The following is a 17,844-nucleotide window of genomic DNA, read 5'->3' as shown; positions in this document are numbered from 1 at the left end:
TTAGATTATTGTTTTAATAGCTTTGCAAATGTTTCCGTTAATGCGCTTCTACTATACTTATTTATTCCTTCTACTTCTGATACCAATGTTCCTTTCTCAAATTGAGTAAAACAATCCAATAATTGTTTTTTTATCTTATCATACTCGTCATATTCAAAAAAATACCCTGAATTAGTCTCTGAAATCAATTTGGATATATCTGCTTCTGCTGGTCCTATTGCCAAAATAGGTCTCTTGGATATCATATATTCAAACAATTTACCAGGAATAATACAACGAGTATCTTTACTATCAATTTCTATCAATAATAATAGTTGAGAACTTCGTTGTATTTTTATAGCATCAGCATGAGGAACATACCCTCTTAGTTCCAAAAAATCAGATAGCCCTGCTGCTTTTATCGAAGATAATACATCATCACTTACCGCCCCAACTAATTGTAACCGAAAAAATTTGGAAAATGATTCATTTTGCTGAGTTAATTCATACATCGCCTTCCAAAGATAAGCTGGGTTTCTAGCAGATAACAAAGAGCCAATATGAGAAACCGTAAATGTAGTATCCAATTGTTTTTCAATCACCACTTCTGTATCATATCCATTTGTAATTACAGAAACTGGAGTATTAGCAATAGCACCAAACTCTTTTTGAGTTGTAAAACTTGTTACTATAATATGATCTGCTTCTGATAACACCTCTTTTTCCAACATTTTGTGCTTTCGTTTAGATCGTTTGGTAAGCTTAAGCTTATCATGATAACCAATGGTAGTCCATGGGTCTCTAAAATCTGCAAACCACCTCACTCCTACTTGATTTTTCAACTCTTTTCCTATCAAGTGCACACTATGCGGTGGCCCCGTAGTGATTATAGTCTCTATTTTGTTATCTAATACGTATTTTTTTAAATACTTAACAGAAGGATTCACCCAAAACTTACGCGCATCAGGTATAAAAAAATTACCACGTATAAACAATAGCAACCTTTGTATAAAAGACTGTCTTTCTTTACCCGCAATAATACCTTTACTTATTGTCTTGGTTTCTTTTTTAGAAAACACCTGAGCAAAACGATAGGGTTCAAAAATAGGGTGTTTCAATACCGTTACTCCCTCAGGGATTTCAGAAGATAATGAATCATCCTCCATCGGGTATGTTGGATTCTCAGGCACATACACTATTGGCTCAATACCAAACTCCCTAAAATACTTGACAAACTTAAGCCATCTTTGTACTCCAGGGCCTCCTGCAGGTGGCCAATAATATGTAACGATCAGGACTTTCAAAACACAAGCTATTTATCATCCTGTGAAAGAGGTACTACATTTCCTGTTTTCTTATACTGATAAAATAGTCCTCCGATAAGTAACAATACAAAAATTATAGAACTAGCAAGCGTAATGGTGCTTCCTATTTTTACAACCTGAGGCTCAAATTTGAATTCTATGGTATGTTTCCCCTTAGGAATCTGCAACCCTCTAAGCGTATAATTCACAGGAATAATAGGACTTGAATTTCCATCTATATATGCATTCCAACCATTTTTATAATACACCTCAGAAAAAACAGCAAATCCTTTTTCTTTACTATTAGATTTATATATCAATTGATTTGGTTTGTGCTGTACAAGTGAGATATTCGCTAGACTATCAACTTTAAAGTTTGTTTGAGGTACATAAGAAGTTCTCATCTTTGATAATCTTGTAAAACGAACATTAAGAACAGCTTCTTTTTTTGTATTTATAGTTTTTAAAGCCTCAAACTCCTCTTTATGGTTTGCCACAGGTTTTAATTCATATACAAACCATGCTGGGCCATTTATTGATGGATTTTGCTGAACATCTAATTGTCTTTTCTCATTTTGCTGTACTACATACTTTATATTAAGCATATTAACCACTTCAGGATTCATCCATTTTACATTAACCTTCTTCTTATTTATTATTTTTACAGTATCTTTTTGGATATGTTCATAAAATAAGTCCTGCATCTTTCTAGGTCGTACAGCAGAATACCCTCCTACTGAATTAAAAAAGTAATTCATATGAGAGTTATTAAACCCTCTTGCCAAATCCAATACTCTAAAATAAGAGGTATCTTTTTGAATTTCTTTATCTACACTTGTCGCCTGAAATAAATTTTTATATTCTCGTTTAGAGATAAACCCTTCATTATTCACACTTCGTCTATCCACTCCTACCAAATCAACAATAATAAGTAACCCTAAAGCAACAAGGGCCATATTTTCTGATAGTTTTTTCTTTAACATTCCCCAAATCACTCCACCAACAAGTAGTACAAATAATAATGATCGAAGGCTATCACTTTTCATTATTGTGATTCTATCGGCTTTGATAGCATCAAAAATCATAGGTTGTTCAATCCCTAATTGAATTTCTGATGATGATTTAAAGCTAAATAAACTTCCTCCAAACAACCAAAAGAGTAAACACAGTCCTCCAAAAGTACCTAATGAGATCAAAAATTTCTTTTGTCTTTCTGCAAATGGTATTTTATCATTAAAAATGTTATACACTCCAAACACTGCTGCAATAGGCACCAAAAGTTCTAATAGTACCTGAATACTTGATACTGCTCTAAACTTATTATAAAAAGGAACATAATCGATAAAAAAGCGTGTCAAAAACTCCAGGTTTTTACCCCAACTCAATGTTAATGATAAAAGAATTCCTGCCAAAAGCCACCAACGTAATCTTCCACTTATAAGTAATAACCCTAAAAGCGCTAAAAAAACGACTGTTATCCCCAGATAAGGAGGGGCTTCTACTAACGGTTGTTCACCCCAATACAAACCAGTAACCTTGGCATAATAATTAGCTTTATCCCTTGGCTCTCCCAGTTCAATTAATTTTTGATAAAAAGCAGAATCCGATCCCAAATCAGAAGCTCTACCCAATCCCATTAGTTTTGGTACAAAAAGATTTAATGATTCTAATTTACCGTAACTATATTCTGTTATATATTCATAATCAAGTCCATTCTTTTCTGATGTACTTGCAGTTGATTCTGCCAATAAGTTTTTACCCCTAATACTAGTATTTACATATTCTGATGTAGATAATAGTGTTGTTGCATTTGTTGCTAATCCCAATAAAACAGCAACTATCAAAACACCTACAGATTTAAAAAAATGAGGAATTTCTTTTTTCTTAATAGCATCAATAAAAAAAGTAGCTCCCATAACCAATGCTAATAACCCTAGATAATAGGTCATCTGGTAATGATTTGCCTGTATTTCTAATCCCATAGCAAGTGCTGTGAGTAAAAATCCCCAAATATATCTTTTCTGAAAAACCAATAAAATTCCAGAAAGCACCAGAGGAAAATAAGCAATTGCATGTGCTTTAGAATTATGGCCCACCCCGATAATAATGATAAGGTATGCAGAGAACCCAAAAGCCAATGCTCCTAGAATAGCAATTTTCCAAGGAATACGCATAACCAGCATCAAAATATAAAAACTAACCAAATAAAGAAAAAGGTAATCCGCAGGTCTTGGCAAAAATCGAATCAAACGATCTAGCTTATCCATATAATCATGCGGAAACTTTGCTCCAAGTTGATAAGTAGGCATTCCCCCAAATGCGGAGTTATTCCAATAGGTTTCTTCACCTGTTTCTGCTCTGTATTCATTTTGCTGTTTAACCATACTCTCATAATGCTTAATATCATTTTGATAAAGCATTTTTCCATTCAACACAGGGCTAAAGTAAGCCAGTGAAGCAATAATAAATCCAAGAATAACAAAAAAATGAGGTATAAATCTTTTGATTAAAGACATGATGTGTGTGAGTTTTCTAAATAAAGAGCCAAATTAATCAATTTCCTCATAATCGATATATTCTCCAACATCTTTATTAGAAGAATTTTCTTTTGATTTTGTTTCAATAGTAACCTCTCCTTCTGTAGGTTTATGAGAATTTTGACGCTGATTAAATTGTTGTTGAAACTTTTCTCCAGCTTTCTTTGTTACATATTTAAGCAATAGAGGGCCAAATAAACGCGTTAATACCTTTAGCACATAGTATACCAAAATTATAATGAGAATTGTCTTTAACACCCCTTGCAACGATGCTTCTTGCATATCATTTTTTTTCAAAAATAATGAACTCTATATACAATTACAGCTAGTCTACCTTAAAAAAATGATAAAATCTGCTATATTTGAACCAAATCTATTGAATATGAACCCTAAATCTATTCTGTTATTAGCTACCATATTTTTATATGGTATTACAGTTTCTGCACAATATACCGAAAAGATCAATACCAATAGACCTGGAACATCTCAAGGTGCTTTCTCGGTTGGTAATAATGTATTACAATTAGAAGGCGGATTGGGCTTCGGGAAACAAAAGCATAAAATACTAAATACCAAAACTAATGTCTTTAATATTGATTACTCAATACGGTATGGTTTACTAATAGAGCAGTTAGAACTTAGATTAAACGGTAGATTTAGAGCAGATGGCATAAAACGAACTGTTGGAGGCAACCAAGAAAAAATAAAAAGAAGTGATTTTGAAGTAAATACTATAGGTGCAAAATACTTAATATATGATCCATACAAAAAACCAAAAAAGGATTCTATAAATTATGATGAATTAAAAAGCTGGAAAGAACGCTATAAATTTAAATGGAAAAGCCTTATTCCTGCAGTCTCTGCATATGTAGGAGCTAATTTCATCTCACAAGACAATCCCTTTACTTCTCCAAATGATGATTCTTTTAGTCCAAAAATTGTGCTAATGACTCAAAATAATTGGAGTACCAGTATGAACGGAAACTGGGTATTGGTAACCAATCTTATTATAGACAAAGTAACTACAGACGATCCGATTATAGGATGGATCATTACTTCTACCCATACTATTAATGATAAATGGGCCGCTTTTGGTGAATATCAAGGGCAAAAAAGTGACTTTTACAGTGATAATATAATGAGATTTGGAGGCGCTTATTTGTTTGATCAGGATTTACAATTTGATGCAAACATAGCCTTTAATTTTAAAGACACCCCTTCTATTTTTACCCTAAGTTTAGGAGCATCATATCGCTTTGATTGGCACAAAAAAGATGAAATTATAGAACAACCAGGATTAGAAGGAGGAATTAAAGAAGAAGAAAATCTGGAAAAAGAAGAAGGTGAAGAAAGTGATGATGAAAACGATGAAAATCTAGATGAATTTGAAGAAGGAGAAGGCATAGAAAATGACAGCTTGAAATTAGAGAAAACTCCTTTTATAAATGACTTTGAAGATGATGGCTTTAGACAAGGATTAGAAAATGATCTTGATGAGAGACGTACAGAAGAACGACTGGAGCGTGAGCGAATAGAAAACGAAAAGGTTGCAAAAAAAGAAGGAAAAAAGTTTAAAAAGGAAGAAGCCAGACGTTTAAAACGTGAAGCAAAAGAAGCTAGAAAAGCTAAAAAAGCAGAAATACAAGCCGAAAAAGAAAAGCAAAAAATGATCGATGAAATTGATGCTGAACTTGATAAAATGGAAGAAAAACAAGGCGTAGATCAAGAATTACAAGATATCGATAAGGAACTTCAGGAACTTGATAAAATGGAAAAAGAGCTTGAACAGGAAAGTGAAGAGAAAGATAAAAAAGTTAAAGAGAAAACTGAAGAAAAAGAAGAGGAAGATGTAGATGCTGAATACGAAGAATATCAAAAAGAACAAGAGAAAACTAAAAAAGAAGAAGAAAAACGCAAAAAGAAAGAAGAGAAAAGGCGTAAAAAAGAAGAAAAGAAACGTAAAAAAGAAGAAGGGAAAAATAAAAACAAAGAAGAAAACACCAATACCAACGACACAGATTTAGATAAAGAATTAGAAAAAATGGACCAGTAACTGCTAGGAATATCTATAAAATCTTCTATATCTAAACATTTGATATAAAAAATCTATCGTATTATTATCAAAATGATCCGCATGCAATCATAATATTTAGCAAAAGGATTATATATTTGTGATGAATTAGAGATGATATATGATTACGATTAAAGAAATTACTTCAAAAGGAGATTTGGCTACGTTTGTTAAATTTCCTTTTGAGTTATATAAAGATTCCCCTTATTATGTACCTTCTATCATCAAAGAGGAAGTAGATGTAATAAACCCAAAAAAGAACCCAGTTTTTAAAAACTCTGATGCAAAGTACTTTCTTGCCTATAAAAACAATAGGATTGTAGGTAGAATTGCCGCAATTATAAACTGGATTGAAGTAAAAGAGCAAAAAAAGCAAAAAGTGCGCTTTGGCTGGTTTGATGTTATTGATGATATTGAAGTAACCAAGGCTCTATTGCAAAAAGTTATTGAGTATGGCGCTCAACACTCCTTAGAATATATAGAAGGACCAGTAGGGTTCTCTAATATGGATAAAGCAGGAATCCTTATCAAAGGGTTCGAAGAACTCAACACCATGATTACATGGTACAACTACCCATATTACTCAAAACACATGGAGCAACTTGGTTTTGAACCAGCTGCTACTTGGGTCGAATACAAAATAAAAGTTCCTAAAGAAACAAAAGAAAAAGTAATAAAATTTGCCAAGGTAATCAAAGAACGTTACCAACTTCAACTTCTTAAATTCAAAAAGAGTAAAGAGATACTTGCATATGCAGATGATATGTTTGATCTACTTAACAAAACATATAGTAGTTTGCAAACATTTGTTCCTATACAACAGTATCAGATTGATATGTATAAGAAAAAATACCTGCCATATCTCAACCCAGAGTACATTACTTGTATTGCAGATAATACAGGAAAACTCATAGCATTTTCAATTGTAATGCCTTCTTTTTCAAAAGCATTAAAGAAAATGAACGGTAAAGTATATCCGCTTCGATTTTTACACATCTTAAAAGCGCAACGCAGAAATAATACTGCAGCTTTTTATCTTATTGGTGTAGACCCTGAATATCAAAACAAAGGAGTTACTGCACTAATTTTTAAAGAAATGAATGAAGCTTTTCTACGTAATGGTATCGAAGTTGTTGAAACCAATCCTGAACTTGAAGAAAACAAAGCTATTCAAGCATTATGGAATGGTTATGAACATGAACAACATAAAATGCGAAGAACGTTTAGAAAAAGTATTTTATAAATAGAAATACTTAAGTATGTAACTTAAAATATCGAGGGTTTGACTTTTTTTTAAAGTCTTACCCTTTTTTATTATAATTCAAAGTCTCTCAAATACCCTACAGGCTACCTTAAATTTATAGTATCTCCATAAAAAATAAGTACTAAAAAAAACCGCTAAGAATAACGGTTTTTTTTAGTACTTATTTTTTATGGGTTTACTCACCCATCGCAGCTGCTACTTCGGCAGATATACGTTTATAAGTTCCATTTTCTAGACGCTCACGTATTGCAGAAAATGCATTTAATGTTTCTTCTATATCCTCTCCTGTATGAGATGCTGTAGGAATAAGCCTTAGCAATATCAACCCTTTAGGAATTACAGGGTACACTACAATAGAACAGAAAATACCATAATTCTCTCTTAGATCTTTTACCAAAGCCATAGCCTCAGGAATACTTCCTTTTAGATATACTGGCGTTACACAACTTTGTGTAGTCCCTAAGTCAAAACCTCTATCTCTAAGTCCATTTTGCAATGCATTTACATTTTGCCATAACTTATCCTTAAGCTCAGGCATTGTTTTTAGCATATCCAAACGTTTAAGCGCTCCTACTACTAACTGCATCTGAAGCGATTTTGCAAACATTTGTGAACGCAAATTATATTTCAAATAATCAATTATTTCTTGATCTGCAGCAATAAATGCTCCTGTACTTGCCATAGATTTAGCAAATGTAGCAAAATACACATCTATCTGATCCTGAACACCTTGCTCCTCTCCTGTTCCTGCTCCTGTTTTTCCAAGTGTCCCGAAACCATGTGCATCATCAACAAATAACCTGAAATTATATTTTTCTTTTAATGCAACTATTTCTTTTAATCTCCCTTGTTCTCCACGCATTCCAAAAACACCTTCAGAAATCAATAAAATCCCTCCTCCAGTCTTTTCAGCCATTTTGGTAGCTCTCATCAAGTTTTTATCGATACTTTCTATATCATTATGTCGATATGTGTATCTTTTTCCCTGATGTAAACGTACACCATCAATAATACAAGCATGTGCATCTACATCATATACAATAATATCATCCTTGCTTACAAGTGCATCTATAGTTGACACCATACCTTGATATCCAAAATTCAATAGATATGCAGCTTCTTTATCAACAAATTCTGCCAATTCATCTTGTAATTGCTCATGCAAATCAGTATGCCCACTCATCATTCTCGCTCCCATAGGATAGGCTGAACCATATTTTGCTGCGGCTTCTGCATCTACCTTGCGTATTTCCTCTTTATTTGCCAATCCCAAATAGTCATTGATACTCCAGGTAATTACTTCTCTCCCTTGAAACCTCATTCTATTTGATATAGGGCCTTCTAGTTTAGGAAAAACAAAATATCCTTCTGCTTGATCTGCCCATTTTCCTAATGGACCCTTGTCTTTATATATCTTATCAAATAAATCTCTCATTTATCAAAAAATTGTTTCTTATAAGTGTGCGAAAATACGGAAAATTGATTTGATGACATAATTATATCCTATTTCACTTTTATAAACTGTTATTTTCACAAAACACAAAATCGTTCAACTATTACGTCACTAGTATCCTAAGGATTACAAGACAATTTAATCACAATTGTGTATTATAAAATCTCTTTCAGTAGCCCAAAAACATCTTCAAAAAAAAACATCCCCGTAAAAGGAATGTTTTTAAAAATATTTTTTTTTAGATTCTATTTTATAAACTGAACTTCTGTAGCATCTACTTCGTTCTTACTATCAAAAAATCCTTGTTCAGTCATCCACTCATCACTAAATACTTTACTCATATATCTTGATCCATGATCTGGTAAAATAATAATTACATTACTATTTTCATCAAATTCCCCTTGCTCTGCAAGTTGTTTCGTTCCTTGTATAGCAGCACCACTAGTATATCCTAAAAACATACCTTCTTTTCTCACCAATTCTCTTGCTGTATGAGCACTATCTTCGTCACTTACTTTCTCAAATTGATCAATAGCATCAAAATCTGTAGCAGTAGGAATCAAGTTTTTACCAAGACCTTCTATTCTGTAAGGATAAATTTCCTTCTTATCAAACTCTCTGGTTTCATGGTATTTTTTCAAAACTGATCCATAGGCATCAATTCCTAAAACACGAATATCACTATTTTTTTCTTTTAAAAACCTTGCAGTACCAGAAATGGTTCCTCCAGTTCCACAACACGCTATAAAGTGAGTAAGTTTACCATTGGTTTGATCCCAAATTTCTGGGCCTGTAGAATTGTAATGAGCATCAATATTTAATTCATTAAAATATTGATTAATATACACAGAACCTTTTATCTCTTCATGAAGCCTTTTTGCTACTTGATAATAAGATCTTGGATCATCAGCACTTACATGAGCAGGGCAAACATATACTTTTGCCCCCATATTCTTTAGCATAGCTATCTTATCCTTAGAGGACTTGGAGCTTACTGCTAGAATACAGTCATATCCTTTGATGACACTTACCATTGCTAAGCTAAAACCAGTATTTCCACTAGTTGTCTCTATAATGGTATCGCCAGGTTTAAGAATACCTTTTCTTTCTGCTTCTTCTATTATATAAAGTGCAATCCTGTCTTTTGTAGAATGCCCTGGGTTAAAAGATTCTACTTTAGCGTAGAAATTTCCCGGAAAGCCTTTCATAATCTTGTTTAACTTTATAAGTGGGGTATCACCGATAAGCTCTAAAACATTATTATAAGCCCTAATATCTTCTTTCATATAGTAGTGTTTTACACAGATTTGTGGGGGTTAAATAGGAAACCACTAACTGCTACAAAAACGGTACGAAGGTACATTATTTTTTTTAATTACTCTTTTATACTTTCTAAATCTAATAAAAAGGCATACTCTTCTGCTACTTCTTTTAGTGCTTCAAACCTTCCTGAGGCTCCTCCGTGACCAGTTTCCATATTGGTCTGTAACAATAATAAATTATCATCTGTTTTTAATTCTCTTAATCTAGCTACCCATTTGGCTGGTTCCCAATACTGAACTTGCGAGTCATGTAAACCAGTAGTGATCAACATATTTGGGTATTTCTGTGCTGTTACATTATCATATGGAGAATATGATTTCATATAATCATAATATTCTTTTTCATTAGGGTTTCCCCATTCATCATATTCGCCTGTGGTAAGTGGAATACTTTCATCTAACATTGTAGTAACAACATCTACAAAGGGTACTGCGGCTACAATTCCATTATATAAATTAGGGGCTATATTAACTACTGCTCCCATTAATAATCCTCCTGCCGAGCCTCCCATAGCATATAAATGATTTGCAGAGGTGTATTTTTCTGCTATCAAATATTTGGAACAGTCTATAAAATCAGTAAATGTATTTTTCTTTGCTAGTAATTTTCCGTTTTCATACCACGATCTCCCTAAATACTCACTTCCTCTTACATGTGCAATTGCATAAATAAACCCTCTATCAAGTAAACTTAATCGTACTGAGGAAAAATAAGGATCTATGGTTGAACCATAAGACCCATACCCATATTGCAATAAGGGGTTACTACCATCTTTTTTAATTCCTTTCTTATAAACCAAAGACATAGGAATTTTAGTATTATCCTCTGCTATTGCCCATACTCTCTCTGAAACATAGTTTTCTTTATCAAACTTACCTCCGAGTACTTCTTGTTCTTTTTTGATTTCTTTTTTCTTAGTTTCCATATCAAAATCAATTACAGAGTTGGGGGTTGTAAGTGCATTGTATGAATACCTAAGTATTTTAGTATCAAAATCAGGATTTGCGCTCAAATAAGCCGTATAGGTTTCATTATCAAATGGCAGGTAGTAATCTACAGTACCATCCCATCGTTTAATATTGATCTTATTAAGTCCATTGTCTCTCTCACTTATAACCAAATATTCTTTGAAAATCTCTACATCTTCTAGCAAAACATGATCTCTATGAGCAATTAAAGGAGTCCAGTTTTCTTTTGCTGTATTGCCTTCACCAACCTTCATTAGTTTAAAATTAGTTGCCTTATCTGCATTTGTCAACACATAAAAATGGTCTTCGTAATGGGCTATCCCATATTCTACCCCTCGTATTCTTGGTTGAAAAATTTTAAATTCTCCAGTGGGGTTATCTGCTTTTAAAATTCTATATTCTGAAGTCAATGTACTACTAGATCCTATAACTAGATATTTTCTTGATTTGGTCTTATAAATAAATGTATTAAAGGTATCATCTGTTTCATTAAAAATCTCAACATCTTCTGAAACAGAAGTTCCTAAAACATGTCTATAAATTTTATTTGATCGTAATGTTTCATCATCTTTTTTGGTATAAAATAATGTTTTACTATCAGCAGCCCATGTACTCCCTCCTGTAGTTGTTTCTATAATCTCAGGATAAACTTTTCCTGTTTCCAGATTTTTTATCTGTATTGTATATTTACGCCTACTTACTGTATCTACTCCAAATGCAATTAATTTATTATCTGGACTCACATTAAGCCCTGATAATTTGAAATAGTTATGCCCTTCTGCTTCTACATTGCAATCAAAAAGAATTTCTTCATCTGCATCTAGCGTTTCTTTCTTTCTGGAGTATATAGGGTAATCTTTCCCTTTTTCATAACGCGTTAAATACCAATATCCATTTAATTTATAAGGAACAGAAGAGTCGTCTTCTTTAATACGCCCTTTCATTTCTTCAAAAAGATCTTCTTGAAACTTTTTGGTATGCGCAGTCATTTTATCAGTATATTCATTTTCACGTTCCAAATAATCAATCACTTCTGGATTCTCTCGCTCATTTAACCAAAAATATTCATCAACACGAGTATCTTTATGTTTTTTAAGGTTTGTTGGTTTTTTATCTACTATAGGTGGTTGAATTTTGGTATTCAATGTAGTCATTGTATTGTTTTTACATGAAGTTGCAAAAATAAGTGATCTTAAGAATATAATACCCTGAGTTTTCGCAATAATCTTGTTAGTTTATTAACACCCAAAGTACTAATTTTGCATTTATAAATTAAAAAAAAAACATATATGTTTGGAGATATGATGAGCATGATGGGTAAACTAAAAGAAGCCCAGCAAAAAGTAGCTGAAACAAAAAAAAGATTAAGTACGGTATTGATCGATGAAGAAAGTGTTGATGGATTGCTTAAAATTACTATTACCGCCAATAGAGAGGTAAAGAATATAACTGTATCTGATGATTTGTTAAAAGACAAAGAGCAATTAGAAGATTATTTGATATTAACACTTAATAAAGCGATTACAAAAGCTACTCAAGTTAATGAATCAGAACTAGCCGCTGTAGCAAAGGAAGGGATACCAAATATTCCTGGGTTAGATAAATTTATGGAATAATTTTTGTTAACTTTATAAACTAAGCAACATATAGTTATAAATAATGAGACGCATTTTCCTATTTTTTGTATTGTTTGGTTTTATTGGGTTTTCTCAACAAGAATCAAAAGATATTGTTTGGTTGCAAGATTTTGATCTCGCAAAAAAGGAAGCTAAAGCCAATAAAAAATCTATTCTAATGTATTTTAGCGGTAGTGATTGGTGTAGACCTTGTAAACTTCTAAAAGAAGATTTTTTTGATCATAAAAAGTTTAGTAACTATAAAAAGGATTTTGTATTCCTTCTTATAGATATTCCTAGAAACAATGATCTTCTTACTGATAAACAAAGGGAACAGAATTATTCCTTATTGAATGATTATAATGATAATAAATCTTTTCCTTTGGTATTAATTCTATCTTCAAAAGGGAAAATTCTTGATAAAATTTCTGGATATAGTTCACTTAGAAATCCTAAGTTTCATTTTGAATTACTAGATAAGTTTTCTAAATAGGTAGTGTATTGAAACGTTATTAAAATAAAAAGAAATAAGGAGGCAAATTGCCTCCTTATTTCTTTTTATAATTCTATAAATACTATTATTGAATTAATCTAAATTCTGTTCTACGGTTGGCAGCATGTTCTCTTTCTGTACATGTAACACCATCTGCACATCTATTTTTGAGTCTGGTTTCTCCATACCCATTAGCTACAAGTCTACTTGCATTAACTCCTTTAGATATCAAATAAGTTACTACAGATTGTGCTCTCCTTACAGAAAGTGCTTTATTATTAGTTTTAGAACCTCTTGCATCTGTATGAGATGCTATCTCCATCTTAGCACCTTCATTGCTTGCTAAAACAGGAAGTAATCTAGTATCAATCAAGTTTTTGGCTTGTGTTGTTAATGTAGCACTCCCTAAATTCCAATTAATTGGTAAAGCAGAGTATTCTACCAAAGAACATTCTACTTCTTTCCAAGTAGTTAAACCTCCTTTTTTGGCTAATACTTCTTGAGAGACTTCTTCATAAGTTGCAGGAACAATCACTTCTTCTGAGTATGCATCTTTGACAAGAACAGTTTTGGTTATAGTGCCATACTCTGCTGGAATCTCTTCTTCGATAACTTTTGCTGGCTCAACCACCACTCTTTGGGTAAATGTACCCCCTAATTCTTTTATACTTTGACTTTGAGTAGTAGCATCTGTCTCTAACTTTTTAACAGGTACGGTTGTATACTCTGCAGGATACCCCTTATAGCACCAATAGCGGCAATCATCTGGATTTCCCGATGCACAATCAGGTGCTGGAGACCCTAACTCCCATTGTGCGAAAGCTGGCTTAACCTCTACAGTTTCAGATCCATTACCTAATTTTGCTGGGATGATCTTTAAAGAAGAAGCTCCTTGCTTTTTAACAAAAGTTACCGTTTTAGTCTCATATTTTGCTTGGATAACTTTAAGTCTTTTTGAAGCTTCTTTGATGACCACTTTTTCTGTAACAGTTTTATACTCGGCAGGGTATGTTTTTAACTTTTTATATGCTGGTGTTATTTCCACTTTTACTGTTTTATTCTCATAAACATCTGGAGTTGTACATCTAACATAACATTTCCCTGGTTTAGGGTCTGCCGGCAAGTCTTGTTGAGCATGTAATGCAGCTCCTAAAAAAGTAAAGAATACTGCTAAAGTTATTTTTCTCATAGTTGAATGGTTTTTGTGTGTTTTAAATAAAATATAAAATACAAAATTAATTGTTAAAACGCAGATATACTGAGGGCTAATAACATGAAAACGTGTTTTTTCCGATGATTTGTATCTTTCTTCGATAAAATACATCACACTAAAAAAGAGGTTCCTTGACAATACATTTTTCTTTTTCCTTTTAATTATATATTTTTAACAAAAGCTAAAAAATTAACTAAAAACCTAACAATATGTTTGAACTCAAAAGTAAAGAGGGATCCAGCTATCATTTTACGCTGAAAGCCAAAAATGGACAAGTGATTTTAAGTAGCGAAGTTTATAATAGCAAATCTGCGGCAGAAAATGGTATTTCTTCTGTCAAAAAAAATGCTTCTGAAGATGGTAAATATGAGCGTAAAACAGCAAAAAATGGAAAATTCTATTTTAACCTGAAAGCAGGTAATGGTCAAATTATTGGTAGTAGTCAAATGTACTCTTCAGAATCAGGAATGGAAAATGGTATCAATTCTGTAAAAGAAAACGCTCCAGAAGCAACTACAAAATGAATCTATTTTTTTTATAAAATCTTAAATAAAGCTGTCTATCAATCTTAGATAGCTTTATTTATTAGAAGCTATCAATACTTCTAAAAAATATTCATGCATCTTTTGCGTATAATCTAAATGAGTAACCAATCGTAACTTGCCTTCTCCCATTCCATAAAAATGAATATTTTTTGTGGCCATCTCTGTTATAAATTCTTCTTCATCACCATCTATTGTAAATATGACAATATTGGTATCTATTGGCTCTACCTGTTTTACATAGAATAGTTTTTCTAGTACGTTACCTATTTCTTTTGCTTTTTTATGATCTTCTGTTAACCTACCTACATGATGTTCTAATGCATACAAGCCTGCAGCTGCTAGGTACCCTATCTGTCGCATACCTCCTCCTAAAATTTTACGAATCCTGATGGCCTGTTTCATGATATGATCATCTCCCACTAATACAGATCCTACAGGAGCTCCAAGACCTTTACTTAAACAAACAGAAATAGTATCAAAAACATCTCCGTATTGCATGGCTTTCTCCCCTTTTTCTACAAGAGCATTCCATAATCGAGCACCATCCAAATGGTATCCCAAATCATGCTTATCACATACTTTTTTTATTTTTTTAACCTCTTCAAAATCATAACATGCTCCACCTCCTTTGTTGGTTGTATTTTCTATACTTACCAAACTCGTTAAAGGACTATGATAAAAATCAGGTGGGTTGACGGAAGAATCTACCTGTGCGGCAGTAATCATACCTCTATTTCCTTGTAATAGTTTACAAGAAACCCCACTATTAAAAGAAACACCTCCTCCTTCATAATTATATACATGTGCATAATGATCAGTTATCAATTGATCTCCTGGTTGTGTGTGTAATTTTATAGCGGCTTGATTAGCCATACTACCTGATGGAAAGAACAGTGCTTGTTTCTTCCCAAACATATGTGCGACCTTTTCTTCTAGCATATTAACTGTAGGGTCTTCTTTATACACATCATCTCCCACTTCTGCACTAAACATAGCATCAAGCATCCCCGGAGTGGGCTTGGTTACTGTATCACTTCTAAGGTCTACTTTCATTGTATCGTAATTAAATATATACTTCTTTCTTATTATTCTATATAAATTAGCCTATCAATAAGGACTCATCCCATTTTGTTTGCAAAGGAGTCATATAAGATAGCATAGTCAATCCTATCCCTGCTACTCCTTCTAGTAAGTTAACCTCGCTTATCCATTTTTCTGTTTCTACACCTCTCCATACCTTGTATCCAGCATACCCATCATCATGCACTCCTATATCCAAAGCTTGTTGCATCCAAAAATCAGAAGCTTCTTTGAATACATCTTCTTTTGTTTTTTTATATAAATAAGTATACATATGAAGTATACCATAGGCTCCATGACATATCCCAGCATCTTTGACTCCAGCTTCATCAAGGTTTCTACGTTTTGTAGAATGCTTTAATGTGTTGATTGCTTCATTATATAGCCGAGTATCTTTTAATACTTCTGCTGCTTTTAATAACGATATTCCTATGCCTAAATCTCCGTAGCACCATGCTAATCTAGATGGATCATCGGTTTTATTATTTTCAACAATCCAATTAGGGTACATCGCTGTCAAGGTGGTATCGTTAGTTTTATAACTCAATATATAATAAGCTGTCTTTTGCACTAGCTCAATAACATCCTCATAAAACTCATCATATACTGCTATCCTCGCTAAAAAATTTACAGTACTTGATATACCATGTGATAATCCAAGATTACAACCAACGATCCCTTTTTCTTTATCCAAAACAGATTGCCACCAAACTCCTTGTTCATTTTCTTTGGATGTTTTTTTTAGTGCAGTGATCAGCTCATCTAGATATGTTTTATATATTTTTTTGGAAGCTTCTGATGCTGCGTTCTGGTATCGTTTCAAAAAATAATATCCATATCCTATAGCCCCATGTAAAAAATCAAAATAGGCTATTTTTATATCTGCTCGCATCGCTTCTAATAAATATGAATCTAATTCTGAAGAGAGAAAATCATCATCTAGCTCAATAAATTCTTCTTCTTTGAGAATTTCGAGTGCCCAACAGGCTCCTGAAATACCAGCACAAAAAGTAGGGTATGAAAACCCATTATTAATTAGCTCTATTGTTTTTGTTATTGTTTCTACTCCTTTATCAGCGTGTGTATCATCTTCTGTAAACCTTGAGTAGTAAAATTGAAATAACGCAACTCCAGAAATACCAGATAAAACCCCTACTTCTTTATTTTGATCAGTTTCAACCTCTAGTATTTCGCTTATTTCTTGTAGTTTATTTCTTAATTGAGTTTCAATATTCATGTGTGATTTTGTGTTAAGCAGCCTTCTTCAATACCTTTTTATTCATTATTAGAACAAAACTTGCAGTTATTTATTTTGAGTAGAAATCCCTTAACTCTAACTGAAGCTTTTCATTCAAATCCTTTTTCAGCTTATCTATTCTTTTTCCGAGTTCTTTTTTCTCTAATACATCTTCTTTTAAACGAAAAACTTTTTTACCGTAGTCTTTTCTTTTTTCTAACACAATGGTATTTGCTTCTTCATTTTGAAATTTCAAGTCAGACAACCCTAATATAATTAATGAAATGTTCGGGCTAATTAATCCATAAATAGTTCATCGATTAACATTTTTTCCTGTTTTATTAGATAAGCTTCTTATCCAACGTAAAAATATAAATCTAGATAAAATGGGAATACCTATTAAAAAAATGCATAAAACCAATCATGATCTTGAAATACTCTATTACTATATCTTATGTTTTGACCCCTATAAAACAAGAGTAATCTTTTAAATTTGGATTATTAATTATGCTACTCTATTTTTCATTAAAATTAAGTGTTTGTCTTTGTTCCATTTTTCCATAGGAGTTATTCTTCCCAATAGTCCATGATGCCTTACGTTGTTATAGAAAACCACATATCTTTTTAGTATTTGTTGAATCTCTCCAAATGTTCTATACTCAAATCGTTGAAAGACTTCTTTTTTAAGTATTCCATGATAAGCTTCTACATGTGCATTTTCCTCTGGTGTAGCAACATGAGTAAACTCTTGACTTACCCCT

Annotated in this window: 16 protein-coding genes; 5 read left to right on the top strand and 11 right to left on the bottom strand. The window is 32.5% G+C overall.

Translation table 11 applies throughout. From position 1 onward, the window contains the following. Positions 1 to 5: 5 nt before the first annotated feature. Genes CVD18_RS13965 through CVD18_RS13955 form a run of 3 tightly spaced genes read right to left on the bottom strand, consistent with a single transcriptional unit; the run spans position 6 to position 4,102 of the window. Positions 6 to 1,283, bottom strand: a complete 1,278-nt coding sequence (locus CVD18_RS13965; RefSeq protein ID WP_233194554.1) for a glycosyltransferase family 4 protein — start codon at positions 1,281 to 1,283, stop codon at positions 6 to 8. A gap of 8 nt (positions 1,284 to 1,291) precedes the next feature. Next, entirely contained in the window at positions 1,292 to 3,799 is a 2,508-nt protein-coding gene (locus tag CVD18_RS13960; protein ID WP_146052793.1) for a YfhO family protein, read from the bottom strand. Positions 3,800 to 3,832: 33 nt separating this feature from the next. Further along, the gene (locus tag CVD18_RS13955; RefSeq protein WP_103866068.1) at positions 3,833 to 4,102 is read right to left on the bottom strand and encodes a DUF4834 family protein; all 270 of its coding nucleotides are present in this window, start codon (positions 4,100 to 4,102) and stop codon (positions 3,833 to 3,835) included. A gap of 100 nt (positions 4,103 to 4,202) precedes the next feature. On the opposite strand from CVD18_RS13955, the gene CVD18_RS13950 reads away from it, so the two are divergent. Further along, a complete protein-coding gene (locus CVD18_RS13950) occupies positions 4,203 to 5,873 on the top strand; it encodes a transporter (RefSeq protein ID WP_158250462.1) in 1,671 nt (556 codons plus the stop codon). A gap of 139 nt (positions 5,874 to 6,012) precedes the next feature. Then, a complete protein-coding gene (locus tag CVD18_RS13945; RefSeq protein ID WP_103866055.1) occupies positions 6,013 to 7,134 on the top strand; it encodes a GNAT family N-acetyltransferase in 1,122 nt (373 codons plus the stop codon). Between the two features lie 196 nt (positions 7,135 to 7,330). Here the strand turns inward: CVD18_RS13945 and CVD18_RS13940 are convergent, their stop codons facing one another. The 3 genes from CVD18_RS13940 to CVD18_RS13930 form a co-directional block, all read right to left on the bottom strand. Next, the gene (locus tag CVD18_RS13940; protein WP_103866054.1) at positions 7,331 to 8,590 is read right to left on the bottom strand and encodes an aminotransferase class I/II-fold pyridoxal phosphate-dependent enzyme; all 1,260 of its coding nucleotides are present in this window, start codon (positions 8,588 to 8,590) and stop codon (positions 7,331 to 7,333) included. A 263-nt stretch (positions 8,591 to 8,853) separates the two neighbouring features. Then, positions 8,854 to 9,894 (bottom strand): PLP-dependent cysteine synthase family protein, encoded by a 1,041-nt coding sequence (locus CVD18_RS13935; protein ID WP_103866053.1) that lies wholly within the window; start codon positions 9,892 to 9,894, stop codon positions 8,854 to 8,856. A gap of 89 nt (positions 9,895 to 9,983) precedes the next feature. After that, on the bottom strand, positions 9,984 to 12,053 hold the full coding sequence (locus tag CVD18_RS13930; protein ID WP_103866052.1) for a S9 family peptidase: 2,070 nt from the start codon (positions 12,051 to 12,053) through the stop codon (positions 9,984 to 9,986). Between the two features lie 135 nt (positions 12,054 to 12,188). Between CVD18_RS13930 and CVD18_RS13925 the strand changes: the two genes are divergently transcribed. Together CVD18_RS13925 and CVD18_RS13920 are read left to right on the top strand one after the other, a co-directional pair. Continuing rightward, positions 12,189 to 12,515, top strand: a complete 327-nt coding sequence (locus CVD18_RS13925) for a YbaB/EbfC family nucleoid-associated protein (RefSeq protein ID WP_103866051.1) — start codon at positions 12,189 to 12,191, stop codon at positions 12,513 to 12,515. 43 nt (positions 12,516 to 12,558) lie between these two features. After that, entirely contained in the window at positions 12,559 to 13,008 is a 450-nt protein-coding gene (locus CVD18_RS13920) for a thioredoxin family protein (RefSeq protein WP_103866050.1), read from the top strand. An 85-nt stretch (positions 13,009 to 13,093) separates the two neighbouring features. Here CVD18_RS13920 and CVD18_RS13915 read toward each other — a convergent pair whose 3' ends face one another. Beyond that, positions 13,094 to 14,197, bottom strand: a complete 1,104-nt coding sequence (locus tag CVD18_RS13915; RefSeq protein WP_103866067.1) for an OmpA family protein — start codon at positions 14,195 to 14,197, stop codon at positions 13,094 to 13,096. A 233-nt stretch (positions 14,198 to 14,430) separates the two neighbouring features. Between CVD18_RS13915 and CVD18_RS13910 the strand changes: the two genes are divergently transcribed. Further along, positions 14,431 to 14,745 (top strand): YegP family protein, encoded by a 315-nt coding sequence (locus tag CVD18_RS13910; protein ID WP_103866049.1) that lies wholly within the window; start codon positions 14,431 to 14,433, stop codon positions 14,743 to 14,745. A 54-nt stretch (positions 14,746 to 14,799) separates the two neighbouring features. On the opposite strand, the gene CVD18_RS13905 is transcribed toward CVD18_RS13910, so the two are convergent. From CVD18_RS13905 to CVD18_RS13890, 4 genes are all read right to left on the bottom strand, one after another. Next, entirely contained in the window at positions 14,800 to 15,819 is a 1,020-nt protein-coding gene (locus CVD18_RS13905; protein ID WP_103866048.1) for a low specificity L-threonine aldolase, read from the bottom strand. Between the two features lie 46 nt (positions 15,820 to 15,865). Next, positions 15,866 to 17,083: a lanthionine synthetase C family protein gene (locus CVD18_RS13900; RefSeq protein ID WP_103866047.1), complete on the bottom strand. Its 1,218-nt coding sequence runs from the start codon at positions 17,081 to 17,083 to the stop codon at positions 15,866 to 15,868. 70 nt (positions 17,084 to 17,153) lie between these two features. Then, positions 17,154 to 17,339 (bottom strand): hypothetical protein, encoded by a 186-nt coding sequence (locus CVD18_RS13895; RefSeq protein ID WP_103866046.1) that lies wholly within the window; start codon positions 17,337 to 17,339, stop codon positions 17,154 to 17,156. A gap of 249 nt (positions 17,340 to 17,588) precedes the next feature. Then, positions 17,589 to 17,844 (bottom strand): integrase core domain-containing protein (locus tag CVD18_RS13890; RefSeq protein WP_146052742.1); only part of this gene is annotated, 256 nt, incomplete at its 5' end.

Source organism: Aquimarina sp. I32.4, from assembly GCF_002924285.1.
GTDB lineage: Bacteria > Bacteroidota > Bacteroidia > Flavobacteriales > Flavobacteriaceae > Aquimarina.
The sequence above is the reverse complement of the archived record's forward strand: the minus strand, read 5'-3'. Positions and strand labels throughout refer to the sequence as shown.